20 protein-coding genes are annotated in these 20023 nt (G+C 46.0%); 15 read left to right on the top strand and 5 right to left on the bottom strand.

The window, feature by feature from the left end; all coding sequences use genetic code 11:
• Window positions 1-93: 93 nt before the first annotated feature.
• The 4 genes from BGK61_RS00360 to BGK61_RS00345 are packed head-to-tail and all read right to left on the bottom strand — an operon-like array spanning window position 94 to window position 1948.
• A complete protein-coding gene (locus BGK61_RS00360; protein WP_076011989.1) occupies window positions 94-531 on the bottom strand; it encodes a secondary thiamine-phosphate synthase enzyme YjbQ in 438 nt (145 codons plus the stop codon).
• Entirely contained in the window at window positions 521-985 is a 465-nt protein-coding gene (locus tag BGK61_RS00355; protein WP_014999866.1) for a chemotaxis protein CheX, read from the bottom strand. Before BGK61_RS00355 ends, BGK61_RS00360 begins: the two co-directional genes overlap by 11 nt.
• Complete coding sequence (locus tag BGK61_RS00350; protein WP_014999865.1) at window positions 975-1448, bottom strand: transcriptional repressor; 474 nt, start codon at window positions 1446-1448, stop codon at window positions 975-977. Before BGK61_RS00350 ends, BGK61_RS00355 begins: the two co-directional genes overlap by 11 nt.
• 35 nt (window positions 1449-1483) lie before the next feature.
• The gene (locus BGK61_RS00345) at window positions 1484-1948 is read right to left on the bottom strand and encodes an Rsd/AlgQ family anti-sigma factor (protein WP_014999864.1); all 465 of its coding nucleotides are present in this window, start codon (window positions 1946-1948) and stop codon (window positions 1484-1486) included.
• A 159-nt stretch (window positions 1949-2107) separates the two neighbouring features.
• Here BGK61_RS00345 and nudC point away from each other — a divergent pair, with 159 nt between their 5' ends.
• The 3 genes from nudC to BGK61_RS00330 all read left to right on the top strand — a co-directional run bounded on the left by nudC (window position 2108) and on the right by BGK61_RS00330 (window position 4945).
• Complete coding sequence (nudC, locus tag BGK61_RS00340; protein ID WP_083648695.1) at window positions 2108-2941, top strand: NAD(+) diphosphatase; 834 nt, start codon at window positions 2108-2110, stop codon at window positions 2939-2941.
• A 268-nt stretch (window positions 2942-3209) separates the two neighbouring features.
• A complete protein-coding gene (gene hemE, locus BGK61_RS00335; RefSeq protein ID WP_076011990.1) occupies window positions 3210-4301 on the top strand; it encodes a uroporphyrinogen decarboxylase in 1092 nt (363 codons plus the stop codon).
• Between the two features lie 23 nt (window positions 4302-4324).
• On the top strand, window positions 4325-4945 hold the full coding sequence (locus BGK61_RS00330; protein ID WP_076011991.1) for a hypothetical protein: 621 nt from the start codon (window positions 4325-4327) through the stop codon (window positions 4943-4945).
• Between the two features lie 64 nt (window positions 4946-5009).
• Here BGK61_RS00330 and queG read toward each other — a convergent pair whose 3' ends face one another.
• Complete coding sequence (gene queG, locus BGK61_RS00325; RefSeq protein WP_076011992.1) at window positions 5010-6152, bottom strand: tRNA epoxyqueuosine(34) reductase QueG; 1143 nt, start codon at window positions 6150-6152, stop codon at window positions 5010-5012.
• 6 nt (window positions 6153-6158) lie between these two features.
• Between queG and BGK61_RS00320 the strand changes: the two genes are divergently transcribed.
• The 12 genes from BGK61_RS00320 to BGK61_RS00265 all read left to right on the top strand — a co-directional run bounded on the left by BGK61_RS00320 (window position 6159) and on the right by BGK61_RS00265 (window position 19967).
• Entirely contained in the window at window positions 6159-7658 is a 1500-nt protein-coding gene (locus tag BGK61_RS00320) for a bifunctional ADP-dependent NAD(P)H-hydrate dehydratase/NAD(P)H-hydrate epimerase (RefSeq protein WP_014999859.1), read from the top strand.
• Between the two features lie 69 nt (window positions 7659-7727).
• Window positions 7728-8210 carry a tRNA (adenosine(37)-N6)-threonylcarbamoyltransferase complex ATPase subunit type 1 TsaE gene (gene tsaE / locus BGK61_RS00315; RefSeq protein WP_014999858.1) on the top strand — a complete coding sequence of 161 codons (483 nt, stop codon included), beginning with the start codon at window positions 7728-7730 and terminating at the stop codon, window positions 8208-8210.
• 84 nt (window positions 8211-8294) lie between these two features.
• Window positions 8295-9644: an N-acetylmuramoyl-L-alanine amidase gene (locus BGK61_RS00310; protein WP_076025985.1), complete on the top strand. Its 1350-nt coding sequence runs from the start codon at window positions 8295-8297 to the stop codon at window positions 9642-9644.
• Between the two features lie 93 nt (window positions 9645-9737).
• Window positions 9738-11609, top strand: coding sequence for a DNA mismatch repair endonuclease MutL (gene mutL / locus BGK61_RS00305; RefSeq protein ID WP_076025984.1), 1872 nt, complete (start codon window positions 9738-9740; stop codon window positions 11607-11609).
• Window positions 11610-11652: 43 nt separating this feature from the next.
• Entirely contained in the window at window positions 11653-12546 is an 894-nt protein-coding gene (miaA, locus tag BGK61_RS00300; RefSeq protein ID WP_232298329.1) for a tRNA (adenosine(37)-N6)-dimethylallyltransferase MiaA, read from the top strand.
• 78 nt (window positions 12547-12624) lie between these two features.
• Entirely contained in the window at window positions 12625-12873 is a 249-nt protein-coding gene (gene hfq, locus BGK61_RS00295; RefSeq protein WP_014951092.1) for an RNA chaperone Hfq, read from the top strand.
• Window positions 12874-12890: 17 nt separating this feature from the next.
• Window positions 12891-14180 carry a ribosome rescue GTPase HflX gene (gene hflX / locus BGK61_RS00290; protein WP_076012249.1) on the top strand — a complete coding sequence of 430 codons (1290 nt, stop codon included), beginning with the start codon at window positions 12891-12893 and terminating at the stop codon, window positions 14178-14180.
• 66 nt (window positions 14181-14246) lie between these two features.
• On the top strand, window positions 14247-15398 hold the full coding sequence (hflK, locus tag BGK61_RS00285) for an FtsH protease activity modulator HflK (protein ID WP_014999852.1): 1152 nt from the start codon (window positions 14247-14249) through the stop codon (window positions 15396-15398).
• A gap of 5 nt (window positions 15399-15403) precedes the next feature.
• Complete coding sequence (gene hflC / locus BGK61_RS00280) at window positions 15404-16285, top strand: protease modulator HflC (RefSeq protein ID WP_014999851.1); 882 nt, start codon at window positions 15404-15406, stop codon at window positions 16283-16285.
• A 294-nt stretch (window positions 16286-16579) separates the two neighbouring features.
• A complete protein-coding gene (locus tag BGK61_RS00275; RefSeq protein ID WP_370244618.1) occupies window positions 16580-18181 on the top strand; it encodes an AbgT family transporter in 1602 nt (533 codons plus the stop codon).
• Window positions 18182-18392: 211 nt separating this feature from the next.
• Window positions 18393-19472: a ferrochelatase gene (hemH, locus tag BGK61_RS00270; protein WP_076012247.1), complete on the top strand. Its 1080-nt coding sequence runs from the start codon at window positions 18393-18395 to the stop codon at window positions 19470-19472.
• A gap of 93 nt (window positions 19473-19565) precedes the next feature.
• The gene (locus BGK61_RS00265; protein WP_014999849.1) at window positions 19566-19967 is read left to right on the top strand and encodes a DUF4112 domain-containing protein; all 402 of its coding nucleotides are present in this window, start codon (window positions 19566-19568) and stop codon (window positions 19965-19967) included.
• Window positions 19968-20023: the final 56 nt, after the last annotated feature.

Raw genomic sequence — 20023 nt, 5'->3', positions numbered from 1 at the left:
CCTGTTTAACGTTGAGTGATTATCGATTTTTGATAATTTTGTGTTGTGCTTTGCGTAATACGCTAGCACAAATTGTGCCATTTATAATATGGGTTAGGCTGCGATCCCTTGTAATGTGGCAATAATTGTTCGTCTTCCACCATGATCTCGGTGTTCGCCGAGCATGATACCCTGCCACGTTCCAAGTGCAAGTTTGCCTTGTTGGACAGGTATAGTAAGTTGACACCCTAGTATACTCGATTTTAAGTGAGCTGGCATATCATCTTTACCTTCGTAAGTATGCCTGAAAAAAGAAAGTTCTTCTTTTACACTATGGTTGAAGAACGCCTCCATATCCTGCCTTACTGTTGGATCGGCGTTTTCATTGATTGTCAAACTTGCACTTGTATGCTGAAGCCAAAGGTGTAAAAGCCCAACTTCAACCTGACGAATGCTAGGTAATGCAGATTCCACCTGCTGCGTAATGAGGTGGAATCCTCTCGGATAGCTCTCGAGTGTAATTTTTTCAGACTGCCAGAAATTATTTGTCAAAACAGATTTCCAAATGCGCTAGTCCTTCGTCGCACATGAAAGGGAGAATGATTTTTGCGCCGTCTACCTGATGGCTAATGGTATGTTGCTTTCCTGATACAACAATAGGCGTCGCCATGCCGAACTCGTAACCGCGCTCCGCAAGGTCTCGCTTAGCATTACCGCATATCATGTTGGTAACTTCTCCAACCATGTCACCTACTTCGGCATCGAGTTTGTCTGGACGCTCGCCTACCATTCTTTCCATTATGGTAAGAGCCAATGACTCGTCAAACGTGATTGACATTGAACCACGTACGTCTGGACCCACCATGCCAATTAAGCCCGATACATCGCCTTTAGCAACATCGCTTTGCTTGCGTTTAGGCTTGCCTGGGGTCAGCTTAGTCTGTGCCATAGTTTCAAGCACATTCAATAGACCAGCAATAAACGGGTTCACAAAATCAGCATTCATTTACACTCTCCTGGGCAGCGTGATCTTCCGTCTGTTGACAATCGGCACATAATCCATGGGCCTCTATAGTTTGTTTAGATACTTTAAATCCGTGCTGCTTAGCTTGGCTTTCAAGGGTGTCTTGAAGGCCTTCGGACTGAATCTCAGCAACATCACCACAACTGTCACAAATTAGGAACTGAACGGGGTGATTACAACCGAAATGATAGCAGGCTACGAACGCATTGGTAGATTCTAAGCGGTGAATAAACCCAAAATCGAGAAGAAAATCAAGGGCGCGATAGACTGTCGCAGGTTTGGCACTAGACTCAGTTTCTTTCAGTGAGTCGAGTAGTTCATAAGCACCCATAGGGCCGTGTTTTGAAACGAGAATTTCATACACCTTTTCTCTAAGCGGTGTGAATCTGGCACCGCGTTGCTCACAATAGGCCCGTGCCTTATGAATAAGTGTGGTTTTGTTCATTGATGATAACCGTAAACTCGACTTTCATTGTTATATTAAAGCGTCACTTCTGGATCACGTTTTTTTGTGTGCACATGAGCTATCAACTCATCTTCCAAGGCAAAACGCTCTTCTAATGTCTCACCAAGCTTGGCTAGGGCTGAATCAAAATCAGCGGCCTGCTCGGGCGTTACTGCTTGTGCAAACGTATCATTAAATGCGAGTGCTGCGTCAGTGGTTTTTGTCAATCTGGGGTAAAGTTTATCTCTTAGCGCAAGACCTTCATTATCGTTTTCAACCAACATATCGAAAACTTCGAAGTGGCCTACCGACAGATAATCGAGTAACGCGCTGCAAAAGTTGTCTATTTCGTCTGGACCGGGTAAACACTCGCTGCGTTTATTAATGCCTGCTAATTCACAAAACGAAACTAACAGCGCCTGCCTGTCCATCAACCAACGGTCAATAACCTGGCTTTTCCCACCCCATTTTGATTTAACGCTTTCTAACTGTTGCAACATTTTGATGTGTTACCCGTTTAGCGACAATAAGTTTCAGTATAACACTGTGCACTAGCGACACAAATTTTGCGCGAAAAACTTCTTTTCAAAATGTACGGAACGATCAATACGCCTTTTAATAGTGTAGTATTAAGCACCAGAAAACAGGAGTGACGTGCAATGATGATAAAGTTAGACGAGGCAAAGTTAACTGCTCAGCAAGCTATGTGGGTTGTTTTTAGCCGAGGCAAAATCGTAGTGCAAGAGTCTTCTGAGTCTATTCCTGTTGCTCACCTAACCGATATTCCTTTCTTAGCGTCTTACGTAGATGATATTCATCAACTTCCTCCTTTGAACGAGACAGCAGAGCGCGATATGCCTGTTTTTGTTGTCGATTTAGGTGCCGAACATATTGATGAACCAGGTTGGGAGCGAGTTTCGCTCAGACAACTACTGTTTGCTGAGCACGATATTGCGTTTTCCGTTATTGGGCGCGCCTGGCAGTACATTCATTTTTTGCGAACGCATCAATTTTGTGGGCAATGTGGTGCAAAGGCAGAGCGAGTAGATTGGGAAATGGCGATGCACTGTCACCGTTGTCAGCATCGAAGCTATCCACGCGTGTCTCCCTGCATCATTGTTTCTATCCATAACAATGAAAAAATTCTTCTAGCAAAAGGAGTGCGCCACAGGGAATCGAATATGTATTCAACCCTAGCGGGCTTTGTGGAGAGTGGAGAAAGCTTGGAGCAAGCGGTCCATAGAGAAGTTTTTGAGGAAGTCGGGGTGAAGGTCAAAAATTTACGCTACTTCAACAGTCAACCTTGGCCATTTCCACATTCTCTGATGGTTGGGTTTATTGCTGAGTATGACGACGGGGAAATTCGCTGTCAGGAAAACGAGATAGATGACGCGCAGTGGTTTGACATAGATGCGTTGCCGACTATTCCACCTAAAGTATCCATCGCTGGACAGCTAATTGCTGAAACGGTGTCTCTAATCGGCGACAAATAAAAAACCCTGCCGAGGCAGGGTTTCAATAAGTTTAGCACGGTCCCATGTAGGGCTTCTTTTCTTTAACGGTTATAGTAATAGCAAACACTCACTTTAAGTGCAAGCGTCTTTTTAACCTAATGTTCAAGTATTGTTTGTCTTCAATAATCGACACTACACCGATTTGTCGTTAAAACGTTGATTTTTTAATACAGGTTTTAGCACACCTTGGGAAAGAATACTGGTATACTTTCGCGCTCAAATATCTTCAGTTATTTAGGTGAGTTATATGTCGCAAAATTTCCCCAGTGTTGATAAGCCCGCGTTAAAGAACGATCGTTACTTACGTGCGTTACTTAAGCAGCCGGTTGATGTCACACCTGTATGGATGATGCGACAAGCCGGGCGCTACCTCCCAGAGTACAAAGCCACTCGCGCAGTAGCAGGCGATTTTATGTCGTTGTGTAAAAACGCTGAACTGGCGTGCGAGGTGACACTACAGCCATTACGTCGCTTTCCTCTCGACGCGGCTATTCTCTTTTCTGATATTTTGACCATCCCAGATGCGATGGGTCTAGGTCTTTACTTTGAAACAGGTGAAGGTCCACGCTTTAAAAATCCAATAACCTGTAAAGCGGATGTAGACAAAATTGGCCTTCCTGATCCAGAAGGTGAATTACAGTACGTAATGAATGCCGTTCGCACCATTCGCCGCGAGCTTAAAGGTGAAGTACCGCTCATTGGTTTTTCTGGAAGCCCTTGGACGCTAGCGACTTACATGGTTGAAGGTGGTTCAAGTAAAGCCTTTACCAAAATTAAGAAAATGGCATTTGCTGAGCCAGCAACGCTTCATGCGTTACTAGCAAAACTGGCGGATTCTGTTACTGAGTACTTAAATGCTCAAATCGCTGCGGGCGCGCAGTCAGTCATGGTATTTGATACCTGGGGCGGCGTATTATCTCCGCGTGACTACAAAGAGTTCTCGCTTCAGTACATGGAGCGCATTGTAAGTGGGCTAATCCGCGAAAACGAAGGCCGTAAAGTGCCGGTTACCTTGTTCACCAAAAACGGTGGTATGTGGCTAGAATCAATTGCGGCTACAGGCTGCGACGCAGTAGGTTTAGACTGGACTATCGACATTAAAGAAGCGCGTGCGCGCATTGGCGATAATGTTGCACTTCAGGGTAATATGGACCCGTCAATGCTGTATGCCCAGCCGCAAAGAATTGAGCAGGAAGTGGCGTCTATACTAGAAGGCTACGGTGAAGGGAGCGGTCACGTATTTAATTTAGGTCACGGTATCCACTTAGACGTGCCACCTGAAAACGCAGGTGTGTTCGTTAATGCGGTACACGAACTTAGTAAGCAATATCACAAGTAAGCGACTTCAATAAAGGAAGTGTAATGAAAACGTGGCTTGTGTTGTTGCTGATAGCGTTTGCATTGATAGCTGGGTATAAATTTTCTGGCTATCAACACCAACTCAGTGAATCTAAAGCAGAGAAAGAGCGACTAACTAATGTGTTAGCGCGTTCTCGCGCCACGGAAACGAGCGAACTGAAAGTCATAAAACCCGCCACCAAGCTGGTTTCGAATGACGCTAACGCCACATTGACTGGCTCTGACGTAACATCTAACGGCTTAGTGGATACTTCTGCGACCAGAGGCGCACAATCCATGGCGCCAGAGCTTTTCTACACTAAAACTGAGGGTTCATTAAACACGTTTTTTGCACTTCCCCCCAACAACGAACGCTTTGTATTGGACTCGGTGAAATGTGAGAACGGTCTGTGTGAAATAACCGGTGAGTATGATGGCTCTGAAACAGAACTGTCGCTAGTGATCGAAGCATTAGAGCAAGAGCCGTGGTGGCAATTCGGTTCACCGATCATTACCACTCAAGTGGCGCAGCGCGGTTTGAAACTTAACGTTTCTTTTGCTGCATCTCACTCGCCAAATGCCCGCGTGCGTTATCGTGATAGCATTCAGGCTGATGTAAAAGGCCAAGTTGCTTCAGCAGGTTAAGCCCTTAAATTAGTATTTCACTCTTTGGGTTCTTGGTATCGCTTGGCTTACGTATACAGTGAGGCTAAGCGTCTCTTGGTAAACCTTTTTCAATAACGCGAATAAGTCGCGCTTGCTGTCTATTTTTAACGTCAGCTGCCTGTTGTCTCTCTAGTTGCTGTTCAAGTGCCCAATCAATATGTCTGTCAACCAAGTCGCTCACGCAGCCTCGCCTTTCCTTCAAAAGTAAGATGCTCTCTTCACTATAAGGTGCGTTTCCTAACGCTACGGCGATATTTCGCTGCCACTTTTCAAAGCCAATGCGTCTGATAGGAGAGCCTTCTGTATGGCGTAAAAACGCTTCTTCAGACCAGCTGAAAAGCGCATTAAGGCTTTGGCCGTGAAGTACCTGTCTTGGGTGGAAATCTTCCTCGCTGGTAACATCGGCAAAGCGATTCCATGGGCAAACGAGTTGGCAATCGTCGCAGCCATATATGCGATTGCCCATCATAGGCCGCAATGCTTCAGGTATGTCTTTATCCGACTCAATGGTGAGGTAAGAAATACAGCGGCGCGCGTCTACTTTGTAGGGTGCAACAATCGCATTGGTTGGACAAATGGTTAAACACGCCGTGCAGCTTCCACAACCCTCTTCAATAGGTGAGTCAACGGGTAATGGCAAATTGATGAACAGCTCACCTAAGAAGAACCAAGAGCCAGCTTCTTTATTTAATGTCAGGCTGTGCTTCCCTGTCCATCCAATACCCGCTTTCTCAGCAATGGCGTGTTCCAGCACGGGGGCTGAGTCTACAAACGGGCGATATTGAGTATGCGCAAGGGAAGCGGTGATTTTTTCGCCTAATTGTTTTAAGCGTTTGCGCAGCACTTTGTGGTAATCACGGCCTAATGCATAGCGGCTGATGTATCCTATTTCTGGCTTTTTTAAATGTTCGGCAAACGAAGCGTCAGGCGGTAAGTAGTTCATCCGAACACTAATAACCCGCAATGTCCCTGGGACTAATTCGTCTGGCCGGGCACGCTTCATCCCATGGCTCTCCATAAAGGCCATGTCACCGTGGTACCCGTTGTCTAACCATTCCTTGAGGTGAGCCTCGTGCTGATGTAGATCAATATCGCTGATGCCAACCTGTTGAAAGCCTAGCGCTGTACCCCAAGCCTTGATATTGTTGGTTAATTCAACAAGGTCGATAGAACTAATTTCGGACATTTGCTCATGCTAGATACTCAATTAACGTCAAGTTTATCATACAAACTATTTCGGGCCGATCAGGTTAGAGAAAATGAAGCGCAAGCTGCTGCTGAGTCGGGCTGTGATTTGTTTACTTTGATGCAGAGAGCCGGTGACGCGGTATTTAAACAGTGTCTAGAACTCATGCCTAACTCGGACGTCTATTTAGTGCTGGTGGGGCAAGGGAATAACGCGGGCGATGGGTATATCGCAGCAATAAACGCGAAACTAGCCGGTAAACAAGTGCATTTGTGTGCGGTTGAGCCTGAACGAACGCTTGAAGGTGATGCAGGCAAAGCGCAGCAGCGCTGGCTTGACTCCGGTGGCAGCATTAACGGGTTTGATGCTGCACTCCTCGAAAAATCTGATGTGGTGATTGATGCGCTTCTCGGTACAGGTATTAATAGCTATATTCGCAACGAGTTTGCTGATGTTATCGATGCAGTAAACGCGTCATCAACACCTGTAGTAAGTGTCGATGTGCCGTCAGGACTTGATGCTAACACAGGGCAGAGCTTAGGCCGCTGTGTTCAGGCCGATATTACGGTGACATTTGTCGGCATAAAGCCAGGGCTTGTCACTGGGGCGGGTAAGCAATCGTGCGGTAAGTTAGTGTATGCAGACTTGGGTATTGGCAAAGCCTTTCAAGCGTTAGCTAAAGCGAGCGCGACCATGCTAAATATCGACCACTTTAAAGGAATGGGGCCACGTGAGATCAACAGTCACAAAGGGACTTACGGGCGCCTTTTGTGTATTGGTGGAAACCGTGGAACTGCAGGTGCAATTCGCCTAGCCAGTGAAGCCGCGCTCAGAAGCGGTGCGGGCATGGTACGCGTGTATACCCATGAGTCTTCAGTTGTTCAAGTAAGTGCAGGTAGACCTGAACTCATGGTTACCGACTTTAATTTGGAAGACGCATTAGCATGGGCGACTTGCGTAGTTATCGGGCCGGGCCTTGGGCAAGATGAATGGGCAGAAAGCACGTTTGAAACCACCATGAAACACTGTCAAAGCCAGAATAAGCCTGTGGTGATTGACGCTGATGCGCTAAATCTATTGTGTAAGCAGTCAACAGCGTACACCTTGTCGGACAGCATTCTAACGCCTCATGCAGGGGAAGCGGCTCGTTTACTTGGTGTATCTATTGACGATGTAGAGAGCGACCGTTTTAATTACGCAAGGCAATGTTCACAACGGTACCATGCGGTCTGCGTACTTAAAGGCGCGGGCACGCTTATCGACAACGAAAAGAAGACCTGGGTTTGCCGACATGGTAATCCCGGTATGGCCACCGCAGGAAGTGGAGATGTACTTAGCGGAATATTAGGCGCATTGCTTGCTCAAGGTGTAGAAACAGACATTGCAGCAAAATATGGTGTGGTGCTTCATGCAAAGGCCGGTGATGATATTGCCCAACTGTATGGTCAACGTGGTATGATAGCGAGCGATTTGTTCGACGCAGTACGTGCGCTTATCAACCACTAAATAGGTTGGTTTTGTCTTAAACGGGCAGGCATCTACTGTGTTTCTTTGTATTACTGTGGAATATTGTTGATGTCTTACCCGCATACCTCTTTTTTTGCTAATGAAGTAGATGATACTGCGCAGCTTGCCAAGGACTTAGCGCAAGCCGTTTCAAGTCAACTTCCTACCGATGCTGTTATTTATCTTAACGGCGATTTAGGTGCAGGAAAAACGACGTTTAGCCGTTATTTCATTCAATCTTTAGGTCATTCAGGTAGCGTTAAAAGTCCAACCTATACATTGGTTGAACCTTATGAACTGGATGGCGTCAATATTTATCATTTCGATCTATATCGCTTGGCCGACCCAGAAGAGTTAGAGTTCATGGGAATTCGCGATTACTTTGGTTCGGGCGCTATCGCGCTTATTGAATGGTCGGAAAAAGGGGGCGAATACTTGGCATCCCCAGACTTAGTGATTAGTATAAATATTACGCCATCGGGTAGGCAGTTTAATTTGGAAGCAAAAAGTGCCCACGGTGCGAAATTGCTTCAGCAATGCAAGCGTGTTTAATGCAATGCAAAGTGAAAGAGAAACTGAATAAATAGCGGCTCCGGAGTTAACGAGAGCGGCATAACAATAACACAAAGGCTAATTATGGTGCGCAGTATAGTTTCGGTATTATTATTGTGTTTCCTTGTGCAGTTTGCACACGGCGCGCAAAATAACATCGACGGGGTTAGAATATGGCCGTCGCCGGACAATACGCGCGTTGTTTTCGATATGAAATCAGCGCCAGAGTTCACCTATTTCACGCTCAAAAATCCACTTCGACTTGTCATCGACCTAGATAATACCAGCGACGCCGCAAAGCTTTCGGGTATAGAAAATAGCGGTGATTTGATTAAAAAGCTGCGCTACTCCACACCGAAAAACAAGTCATCTGCCAGAGTAGTTGTTGAGCTTAATAGAAATACAAAGCCCTCGTTGTTTGCAGTAACCCCCGATGGTGCTTACGGACACAGGCTGGTTGTCGATTTGCCGGATAGTGCGCCGAAGCCGTCGCCAACGTTATCAGCGTCGGCATCCACGAGTTCGGTAGTTATTGATGATTCTACCAGCGCCCGCGACCGAGATATTATCGTCGCCATCGACGCCGGGCACGGTGGTCATGACCCGGGGTCAATTGGTCCGGCTGGTACCTATGAAAAGCATATTACGCTGAGTATCGCTAAAAAGCTGGAAGACATGATAAATCGGGAGCGAGGCATGCGCGCTATCATGACCCGTGGCGATGATTATTATGTCTCTCCCAATCGACGTCCCGAAATCGCGCGGGAGAAAAAAGCCGACCTGCTTATTTCTATTCACGCCGATGCGTTTAGTCAGCCTCAACCACGAGGCGGTTCGGTATGGGTATTATCCATGCGAAGAGCCGATACCGAATTAGGTCGATGGCTAGAAAAATCTGAACGCCACTCGGAACTATTAGGTGGAGCCGCTGAGGTTATCAATGACAAATCAAGCGAGCGATATCTAACTGAAACCATACTGGGTTTATCGATGGATCACAGCATGGCGACCAGCCACGATTTAGGCAATAAAGTGGTAGAAGAGTTAAAGCAGGTGACCAGTCTTCATAAAAGAAGGCCACAAGCCGCCAGTTTTGCTGTTCTTACTGCGCCTGACATCCCCTCTATTTTGGTTGAAGTCGGCTTCATTTCTAACCCACAAGAAGAGAAAAATCTGAATTGGTCGAAACATCGTGAGCGCTTAGCGAGTGCCATGTTTAATGCGACTAAGCGTTACTTCAAGCAAGTTCCGCCTGATGGTACACTATGGGCACAAGAAAGAGCGAACAACCGAACGCACAAAGTAAGAAGTGGTGAGTCGCTTTCCTTACTGGCGCAGCGTTACAATGTGAAAATAAGCAGCATTAAAGCGGCTAACGATCTTTCAAGTGATGTTGTGCGCGTAGGACAGGTGTTGAATATTCCGAGGACATAAAACGAGGTTCCGTTTTTCGTCTTCGCGAAAGCTCTGCACTCTTACATGTAATTTCGCCACAAATTCATATAGTTAATTTCATAGGGTAGCCCTTTGCCTATACAGCTTTTATCTCCCCAACTCGCTAACCAGATTGCCGCTGGTGAAGTGGTTGAGCGCCCTGCGTCTGTGGTTAAGGAATTATTGGAAAACAGTCTTGATGCCGGTGCGACCAAAATAGAAGTCGATATTGAAAAAGGTGGCCACAAGCGCATTCGAATAAAAGACAATGGGTCAGGTATTGTTAAAAGCGAATTGCAGCTAGCACTAAGCCGTCATGCGACCAGCAAAATCACCACCCTTGATGACCTAGAACAGATTTTATCCCTTGGCTTTCGTGGAGAAGCGCTGGCGAGTATTAGCTCGGTAAGCCGGCTAACACTGACGTCGCGTACAGAGTCTCAAAGTGAGGCGTGGCAGGCCTACTGCGAAGGCCGGGAAATGGCGGTAAATATTCAGCCAGCAGCTCATCCCGTGGGTACCACAATCGACGTGGCAGACCTATTTTACAACACGCCGGCAAGACGTAAGTTTTTACGCACTGAAAAAACAGAATTTCAGCATATAGAAGAAGTCATAAAACGCATTGCTTTAAGCTACCCCACGGTTTCTTTTGTTTTAAAGCACAATGATAAAGTGGCGAGGCGTTTTATCGCCGACAAAGAAGGCAGTTTAGCAACCCGAATTGGGGCCGTAGTGGGCCAAAAGTTTGTTCAAAACGCCGTACATATTAGTACTGAGTATGAAGGTCTTCATATTGACGCGTGGCTAGGTAATGAAGCCATGCTTCGCAGCAGCAACGATTGTCAGTTTAGCTTTGTTAACGGCAGAGGTATGCGTGACAAGCTTATTATGCACGCTATTCGCCAAGCGTATGAAAGCGTTTGGGGTGTGGTGGAGCAGCCAAGCTTTGTGGTGTACTTAACAGTTAACCCCAAAGATGTAGACGTTAACGTTCATCCAGCCAAGCATGAAGTCAGGTTTCAACAAGGCCGGTTAGTGCATGATTTTATTTGTAAAACAGTGAGTGATGCCCTGCATGCCATGACTGAAGAGCAGCCGTTAACAGTAATGGACTCGAGCCGCTCTTCGGGCTTAGACTTTATGTCTTCAAACGTAGAACACGATTATATCAGGCCTTTGCAAGACCAGACGCCCAATAATGCACGTGCCTTTAATGAAAACTCTCGCTATCCATCGGGTGGAGCATCTCAGAGTGCGCCACAATCGTATGGCCAGTTTACAGGAAGTTCACGAGCTTCATCAGCGGGGAGCTTTGCTGGAGGCAGAAGTTCGGGCTCCGTGCAGAGTCAAAGTCGGCCGCAAAGTCGAGGGCCAGGCGCGGCATACCAGTCGAGCTATAATGCGTTGATGACGCCAAATAGCGACATGGTTGCCGATGATTCAGGCCACGTGCCTGTTGTTGAATGTGTGAACCTCTCGCCTCAGTGTAGAATTTACCCAAAATCAGAAAAAATTTACCTTCTTTGTGCAACTAAAGTTGCAAGTATCTGGTTAAGCGAACTATTTTTAAAAGCGCAGCACGGGCAACCGCTACTGATGCCTGTTGCGGTGTCACTTGATAACGTGAATGAAAAACTGGTTACATTGCTTAACAATGCGCATTTTGAAGTAAACAAAGTGGCTGGGAAGTATCGATTGCAGCAAGTTCCAGCTGGCACCAGGCACTTGCCGTGGCTCAAGTGGTTTGAATACTTCTTATTGGTTGAACTAAATGATGAAGTAAATTCAATTGATGATGCCGTAAAATCAGTGGTTTTGCCTGAACATGTTTTAGATGAAGAATCGTTAAATGCGCTCTGGTACTGGTTGGATCAGCAGGGCGAAGCGAAACAATGGGAAATTATTGAGCAATTTGCTAAAGTGCGCCCCTTAAATTTAGTGCTAGATGTATGGGGGAAATAAGGTGTCCAATGGCATAAATACTGCATTGCCTGTGATAGCAATTATGGGCCCCACGGCATCAGGCAAGACAGGTTTGGCGCTTGAAATAGCGGCAAAAGTTGATAGTGAAGTAATTAGTGTCGATTCAGCCCTTGTATACAAAGGCATGGACATCGGCACGGCGAAACCCACGCAGGAAGAGCAAGAGGGTGTGGTACACCATCTTATCGATATTATCGATCCTGCAGAGAGTTATTCGGTGTCGCAATTTGTGAACGACACCAATGCGCTTATTGGCGATATTTTAGCGCGTGGCAAGGTGCCAATTTTGGCTGGCGGTACAATGATGTACTTTAATGCCTTGATAAATGGAATTTCGCCACTACCTAAGTCTGATGAAAAGATACGGGACGAAATAACACAGCAGGCACAACGCTTGGGTTGGTCTAAATTACACGATGAATTACGTGGTGTAGACCCAATTAGTGGTGAGAGAATTCACCCCAATGACCCACAGCGAATTACCCGTGCGCTGGAAGTGTACAGAAGTACCGGCAAGACGTTGACACATTGGCAACAACAAGAGGGTGAAAAGTGCCCCTATAACATTGCACAATTTGCCATAGCGCCCGCAGACAGGGCAGTGTTGCACGAACGTATCGCGACTCGCTTCGATATGATGTTGGAGCAAGGGTTCGAGAAAGAAGTAGTAAAGCTCTACGAACGAAGTGATCTTCACGAAGATTTGCCTTCTATTCGTTCAGTAGGGTACAGACAGATGTGGCAGTACCTAGACGGCCAATTAAGTTACGCAGAGATGCGTGAAAGAGGCATTATCGCTACGAGACAGCTCGCCAAGCGTCAGCTTACGTGGTTACGGGGCTGGGAGCAGGTTACATGGCTAGACACATTTGCTAACGATAATTTGACTAAAATTACAGCGAAAGTCACACTTTAAATGTTTGAGTGTGGTATACATTAGACGTGCAGTGATAGTGAAATTTCTATCACGAATAATAAAAACTAAGGATATCAAATGGCTAAAGGGCAATCTTTACAAGACCCATTCTTGAACGCTTTGCGTAAGGAACGTATTCCAGTATCAATTTATCTGGTAAACGGTATTAAACTTCAGGGGCAGGTTGAATCGTTCGACCAGTTCGTAATTCTACTGAAGAACACAGTAAGCCAAATGGTGTATAAGCACGCGATTTCTACTGTTGTTCCAGCACGCGCTATCACAATGCCTAGCGCAGGAGATTCTGAAAATACTAAAGGTGAATAATTTAAAAGGTAACGCGCTTGTTTGACCGTTATGAAGCCGGTGAACAGGCTGTACTTGTTCATGTTAATTTTTCCGACGAAAATAGCAAAGAAGACTTAAGTGAGCTTGAATTACTTGTGTCTTCAGCAGGGGTTAATGCAGTAGAAGTTATTACAACTTCGCGCAGTGCGCCTCATGCGAAGTTTTTTGTTGGATCAGGTAAGGCAGAGGAAATAGCAGCGGCAGTAAAAGCACACGATGCCAACGTTGTTATTTTCAACCATGCGCTTTCTCCTTCTCAGGAGCGTAATTTAGAAGCGCAGTGTAAATGCCGGGTGTTAGATAGAACGGGGCTTATTCTCGATATTTTTGCGCAACGCGCAAGGACACACGAGGGCAAGCTTCAGGTCGAACTAGCCCAGTTGAGACACATCTCAACCCGTCTTATCAGAGGGTGGACCCACCTTGAGCGTCAAAAAGGTGGTATAGGTCTTCGCGGTCCCGGTGAGACACAGCTAGAGACAGACCGTCGACTACTTCGTGGTCGTATTAAAGCCATTCTTCGTCGATTGGAAAAGGTGCAAAAGCAACGTGAGCAGGGTCGCCGCTCGCGCAAACGCGCTGAAATTCCAACGGTATCCTTAGTTGGCTATACGAATGCGGGAAAATCGACGCTATTTAACACCATTACCGACTCACACGTTTATGCTGCTGATCAGTTGTTTGCAACGCTAGATCCCACGCTACGCAAAATCGAGTTAAAAGACGTAGGCCCAGCTATTTTGGCCGATACGGTAGGTTTTATTCGTCATCTTCCTCACGACCTCGTTGCCGCTTTTAAAGCGACACTTCAAGAAACTCAAGAAGCAGACTTACTGCTCCATGTGGTTGATATTGCCGATGCAAAATATCGTGAAACCATGGACGAAGTTAATGATGTTCTTGAAGAAATTGAAGCCGGAGAGATTCAACAATTACTAATCTGTAATAAGATTGATAAACTAGACGATGTTCAACCCCGTATAGAGAGAAACGACGAGGGTGTGCCTACTAGAGTGTGGTTGTCTGCACAAACGGGCGAAGGGACGGAATTGTTAAGCCAGGCTTTAACTGAATGTTTAGGCAAAAGCATGGTGAATTACACGTTAAAGATTCCTCCTGCACAAAGTCGATTGCGCGGTGTGTTGTACGAACTAAACTGTATTGCGAGTGAAGAATACGATAGTCAGGGAGACTGGGTAGTTGACGTACGTATGCCCGCCGCTGACTGGAACAGGCTTGAAAAGCGTCTGGAAAACGGAATATCAGAGTATGTTGTGCGACATTAGTCAGTGCTAGTCACTGCATTGAGCATGCGAAATTCAAAATATAACAGTAATCTATGGAGTATCAGCATGGCTTGGAATGAGCCGGGTGGCAACAATAACGACCCGTGGAAGAATCGCGGTGGGAAAGAACAAGGTCCCCCCGATTTGGACGATGTGTTTAAAAACTTATTTGGTAAGTTTGGAAAGTCAGGTGGCAACGGTGGTGGCTCAGGTAAAAGCCTAGGCGGTATCGGCGCTGGTATTCTAGTAGGTCTTCTCGTCGTAATCTGGTTCATTAGTGGTTTTTACACCATTCGTGAAGCAGAGCGAGGCGTTGTACTACGCTTTGGTGAATATCACGAGCAGGTTGAGCCAGGTCTGCGTTGGGCACCAACGTTTATCGACTCAGTAATCCCTGTTGATGTTCAATCAATTCGCGACCAGTCATCATCAGGCTCTATGCTCACTGAAGACGAAAACGTAGTTAGCGTTCAAATGGAAATGCAATTCCGCGTTGTAGATCCATACCGTTGGACCTTTGCGGTTGAAAGTCCAGAGCAAAGCCTAAGCCAGTCGCTTGATAGTGCTATCCGTTATGTTGTAGGTCATTCAAAAATGGATGATGTACTTACTGACGGCCGTGAAGTAACGCGTCAACGCGTTTGGGAAGAGTTACAGGCGATTATCGAACCGTACAACATGGGTGTTTCTATCATTGATATGAACTTCCGTGATGCTCGCCCACCAGAGCAAGTTAAAGATGCATTCGATGATGCGATTGCTGCTCAGGAAGACGAACAGCGCTTCATTCGTGAAGCTGAAGCTTATGCGAGAGAGATTGAACCGCGTGCACGTGGTCAAGTGAACCGTATGAATGAAGAAGCGCAAGCCTATAAAGAGCGTGTAACGTTAGAAGCGCAAGGTGAAGTGGCACGTTTTGAAGAGCTGCTGCCTCAGTACGAGCGCGCACCTCAAGTAACTCGCGAGCGTATTTATCTTGAAACCATGGAAGAAGTACTGGCTAACACCAGCAAGATTATGGTCGACAGCAAAGGCGGCAACAACATGATGTACTTGCCTCTTGATAAAATTATGGAGCGTCAGCAGTCAACCTCTAACGACCGTTCGCGCAACACGCTAGAAAGCTTACAAACACCTGTAACTGATGCGTCAGGCAGAAGCCGCAATTCCTCGCCAACCTCTGGTTTGCGTGGTGACAGCTACAGAGAAGGGAGATAAGCATAATGAAGAATTTATTAATCGCAGTATTCGTTCTTCTTGTATTGCTAGCATCAGGCTCTCTGTTTGCAGTTAAAGAAGGCGAACGCGCCATTGTTATTCAGTTTGGTAAAGTTCAGCGCGATGAAGCTACGGGTGAAACTCGTGTTTTCGAGCCAGGCTTACACTTTAAACTACCGTTCATCGATTCGGTACGCCATTTAGACGCGCGTATTCAAACGTTAGACGGTACGCCTGATCGCTTTGTAACAAGTGAGAAGAAAGACCTTATCGTTGACTCGTACGTTAAGTGGCGCATTGAAGACTTTGCGCGTTACTACCTATCAACAGGCGGTAACAAGCTTCAGGCAGAAGCGCTACTAAAGCAGAAAGTAAATAACGGTCTGCGTTCTGAGTTCGGTACTCGCACTATTGCGCAAATTGTTTCTGGTGAGCGCTCAGCGCTTATGAATCAAGCGATGGAACAAGCCTCTACATCGTCTGACGAGCTAGGTATTGAAATTGTTGACGTACGCGTTAAGCAAATCAACCTACCGACTGAAGTGAGTAACTCTATCTTCCAGCGTATGCGTGCTGAGCGTGCAGCTGTTGCGCGTGAACACCGTTCAGAAGGTCAAGAGCAAGCTGAAGTTATTAAGGCGAATATCGACGCGAAAGTAACGGTAATGCTTGCTGATGCAGAGCGTAATGCTCGACAACTTCGCGGTGAAGGTGATGCGATTGCAGCGCAAATTTATGCTGATGCTTACTCTAAGAACGCTGATTTCTACAGTTTCTTGCGCAGTATGGACGCGTATAAGCAAAGCTTTAACAGTAAGCAAGATGTGATGGTGATTGCACCTGACAGTGACTTCTTCAAGTACATGAATAATTCAAAAGGCAATTAAATTACTGTCAATTAATGCGTTAAAAACCAGTCTTTTTAGGCTGGTTTTTTATGCCTTATTCCAAGCTAACAGTATGATATAGAGCGTTATATTTAGGGAAATTAGGCGCTACCACTGCGAAGATGTACACTCGCATAACCTTTCATTTTCCCTATCTACTGCCAAAATTTTACTAAATCGGGTAAAATACCGTCTGAATTCTATTAAAACACGTCACTATTTATGTACAAGATTAGTGCCTTCCCAGCATTAACCTTGGTGTGGTAGACGTCAATAAACGACAGAGGGAAGATTTTGACAACGGAAAATACAAATACAGTGTCTGCCGATGATAGGGGCGGACAAGGTGGGTTATTCTCGCGATTTCTCACTACAGTGGAATGGTTAGGAAACCTGCTCCCACATCCAGTAACACTATTTGCATTGCTTTCACTTTTTATAGTGTTACTCAGCGGAATTCTCGGCTATTTTGACATTGCTGTTGCTGACCCACGCCCAATAGGCGCAAAGGGTCGTGAAGAAGACGGCATGATTGAAGTCATATCGCTGATGAGTGCAGAAGGTTTGCAGCGAATAGTGACAGGCTTGGTTACCAATTTCACAGGCTTTGCACCACTGGGAACAGTACTTGTTGCGCTTCTTGGCGTATCAGTGGCTGAGCACTCTGGTCTTTTATCAGCAGCAATGCGTGCATTGGTGATGAACGCTTCTAAACGCGCAGTGACGTTTGCTATCGTTTTCGCAGGTATTATTTCAAATACTGCATCGGAGCTTGGTTACGTGGTGCTTATCCCACTGGCAGCAATGATTTTCCACTCGTTAGGTCGTCACCCGTTAGCGGGTCTGGCTGCAGCGTTTGCTGGAGTATCGGCGGGTTATAGTGCCAACCTATTGCTTGGAACTGTCGATCCGCTGCTGTCGGGTATTACAGAAGCAGCAGCTCACATGATTGACCCTGATTATATGGTTGGCCCAGAAGTAAACTGGTATTTCATGTTTGTCAGTACCTTTGTGGTAGCGACAATGGGGGCATTGGTTACAGAAAAAGTGGTTGAGCCGAGACTTGGTAAATTTGACCCTGCTGATGCTTCCATAGACTTAGGCAAGCAATCAATGGATGCGCCTACGGATTTAGAAAAGAAAGGCCTGCGTTGGGCGGGAATATCGTTTGTTATTGTTTGCGCGATTTTAGCGCTAACGGTAGTACCAGAAAACGGTATTTTGCGTCATCCAGAAACAGGTGAAGTAGCGGGTTCTCCCTTCCTTAAAGGCATTGTTGCCTTCATCTTTATTACTTTTGCTATCCCTGGCTTTGTCTACGGGAAAGTCACCAAGTCGATGAAGAACGACAAAGATGTTATTGATGCCATGTCTAAAAGCATGGGCGCTATGGGTCTTTACATAACGCTAGTATTCTTTGCTGCGCAATTTGTTGCGTTCTTCAAATGGACGAACTTAGGCACAGTATTAGCCGTTAAAGGTGCTGCACTATTGCAAGCGGCAGGTTTAGACGGCCCGGCAGTATTTATTCTATTCATTTTGATGTGTGGTGTAGTGAATCTCTCATTAGGGAGTGCTTCAGCACAATGGGCAGTGACAGCACCTATTTTTGTGCCAATGCTCATGCTTATAGGCTACGCGCCTGAAGTGATTCAAGCTGCTTACCGTATTGGTGACTCAGTCACAAACGTCATCGCTCCTATGATGAGCTATTTCGGTCTTATTTTGGCAATGGCTGCCAGATACAAAAAAGACTTGGGTATGGGAACGCTCATTGCCATGATGCTGCCTTACTCAATGGTGTTTATCGTAGGTTGGACCGTCTTATTCTACATTTGGGTATTCCTGCTTGGAATGCCGGTTGGCCCAGGCGCGGCGACATACTATCAGCCTTAATTAAATAGCTTGGTCAAATGCCACCTAGTTCACTAAGTGGCAAGCTAAAAAGCGGTACATGTTTTTGAAAAGTATTTTCGAACATCTACCGCTTTTTTAATGCTTAAAATCTATTAGTGCAATCGCACTTTTTTGGCGTTATAGCAGATCATAATCTAAGGTAATTCAGTATAATACGGATATAGCGCAGTACTTCTCGGACTATAAATACATGAAATACAAATCGAACAAAGGCTTTACTCACGGGCAATCAGATAAAATTGGTGTACTGGTTACGAATTTGGGAACGCCAGAAGCGCCGACTAAGCAGGCGCTTCGCCCTTATTTGAAAGAGTTTCTTTCTGACCCTCGGGTTGTGGAAGTGCCTAAAGCGATTTGGTGGTTTGTATTAAATGGCATCATTTTGAACTTTCGCCCTAAGCGTTCAGCTGAGGCTTATTCCACTGTATGGACGGATGAAGGTTCTCCGCTGATGGCAATCACAAAAGCGCAGGCGAGTGCCATAGCAGAACGTTGTAAAGCACAATACGGCGATGACGTGATTGTCGATTTTGCCATGCGCTATGGCAAACCCGCCATAGGCGCTACCATTGAGTCCATGTTGGCAAAAGGTGTACGCAAACTCGTCGTTTTACCGCTTTACCCTCAATACAGCGCGTCGACAACTGGCTCCACATTTGATGCTATCGCTAAGGATTTCACCTCTCGCCGTTGGCTACCAGAACTTCGCTTCGTGAATCACTACCACGACCGCGATAATTTCATCACCGCGCTGGCGAACAAAGTAAAAGCGCATTGGGAAACCCATGGAAGAGCGGACAAGTTAATCTTGTCTTACCACGGTATTCCTAAGCGCTATTTAATGAATGGTGATCCCTATCACTGCGAGTGCCACAAAACGTCGCGTTTGCTTGCCGAGAAACTTGGTCTTTCACACGACGAATATATGACAACCTTCCAATCTCGTTTTGGTCGAGAAGAGTGGTTGAAACCGTATACAGATGAAACGTTAAAGTCGCTGCCTGAAAAAGGGGTGAAATTCATTCAGGTTATGTGTCCTGGCTTCTCAGCCGATTGTTTGGAAACTATTGAAGAAATTGGTGAAGAGAATCGCGAGTACTTTATGGAAGCTGGCGGTGAACGCTATGAATATATCGCGGCACTTAACAGTGATAAAGAACACATAGACGTGCTTTTTGACATAGTGCAAGAAAACCTGCACGGGTGGACAGTACAGTCGGACAATGGTTTGCGCGCAGGCTTAGCAAGAGCACTGGGCGCTGACAAGTAGCGTTTGAAAAGCTGACAGTAAACGTTTAGAGAAAAACCAATAGGGAAATCACCCTTGGTGGCGCATTTAATATATTGATAGGGAGATAAAGTCGTGGAAGGCAAAGCACCAAAGGCACTACTTAAAGCGCAAAAACTGGCGAACTTGCTGGATACTGCTGTAAAGCTCCCTTTTATTCCAATAAGAATAGGCTTGGACTCAATCGTGGGCCTTATTCCTGGAGCCGGTGACGCGCTGATGCTTTTCGTTTCCCTCCGAATAGTTTGGCTGGGAAAATCATTGGGTATGCCCAAAGCGTTAATAGCTCAAATGGTAAAAAACTCGGCAATCGACTTTGGCTTAGGTTTTATTCCATTTGTTGGCGACATCGTGGATATATTCTACAAAGCCAACCAGAAAAATGTCCGTATCATCGAGCGCTGGTGGATAAGTGAAAATAAACATGAGGTAGATAAAGCAACACAGAAGGCGCTATCCGAATGGAGCGCTGAATAACCTAGGTTTAGTTACCCAAATATCTGCGCGATTCCCCTTTGCTCGCATACAAGCGC

The organism is Alteromonas abrolhosensis (assembly GCF_001953635.1).
GTDB lineage: Bacteria > Pseudomonadota > Gammaproteobacteria > Enterobacterales > Alteromonadaceae > Alteromonas > Alteromonas abrolhosensis.
The sequence above is the reverse complement of the archived record's forward strand: the minus strand, read 5'-3'. Positions and strand labels throughout refer to the sequence as shown.

Coding starts and splice junctions, on each gene's coding strand:
- BGK61_RS00320 (WP_014999859.1), top strand. CDS start 6,159: ATGCTAGATACTCAATTAACGTCAAGTTTATCATACAAACTATTTCGG.
- queG (WP_076011992.1), bottom strand. CDS start 6,152: ATGTCCGAAATTAGTTCTATCGACCTTGTTGAATTAACCAACAATATC.
- BGK61_RS00330 (WP_076011991.1), top strand. CDS start 4,325: ATGAAAACGTGGCTTGTGTTGTTGCTGATAGCGTTTGCATTGATAGCT.
- miaA (WP_232298329.1), top strand. CDS start 11,653: ATGGGCCCCACGGCATCAGGCAAGACAGGTTTGGCGCTTGAAATAGCG.
- hflK (WP_014999852.1), top strand. CDS start 14,247: ATGGCTTGGAATGAGCCGGGTGGCAACAATAACGACCCGTGGAAGAAT.
- nudC (WP_083648695.1), top strand. CDS start 2,108: ATGATGATAAAGTTAGACGAGGCAAAGTTAACTGCTCAGCAAGCTATG.
- hemH (WP_076012247.1), top strand. CDS start 18,393: ATGAAATACAAATCGAACAAAGGCTTTACTCACGGGCAATCAGATAAA.
- hfq (WP_014951092.1), top strand. CDS start 12,625: ATGGCTAAAGGGCAATCTTTACAAGACCCATTCTTGAACGCTTTGCGT.
- hemE (WP_076011990.1), top strand. CDS start 3,210: ATGTCGCAAAATTTCCCCAGTGTTGATAAGCCCGCGTTAAAGAACGAT.
- tsaE (WP_014999858.1), top strand. CDS start 7,728: ATGTCTTACCCGCATACCTCTTTTTTTGCTAATGAAGTAGATGATACT.
- BGK61_RS00355 (WP_014999866.1), bottom strand. CDS start 985: ATGAATGCTGATTTTGTGAACCCGTTTATTGCTGGTCTATTGAATGTG.
- hflC (WP_014999851.1), top strand. CDS start 15,404: ATGAAGAATTTATTAATCGCAGTATTCGTTCTTCTTGTATTGCTAGCA.
- BGK61_RS00345 (WP_014999864.1), bottom strand. CDS start 1,948: ATGTTGCAACAGTTAGAAAGCGTTAAATCAAAATGGGGTGGGAAAAGC.
- BGK61_RS00350 (WP_014999865.1), bottom strand. CDS start 1,448: ATGAACAAAACCACACTTATTCATAAGGCACGGGCCTATTGTGAGCAA.
- BGK61_RS00310 (WP_076025985.1), top strand. CDS start 8,295: ATGGTGCGCAGTATAGTTTCGGTATTATTATTGTGTTTCCTTGTGCAG.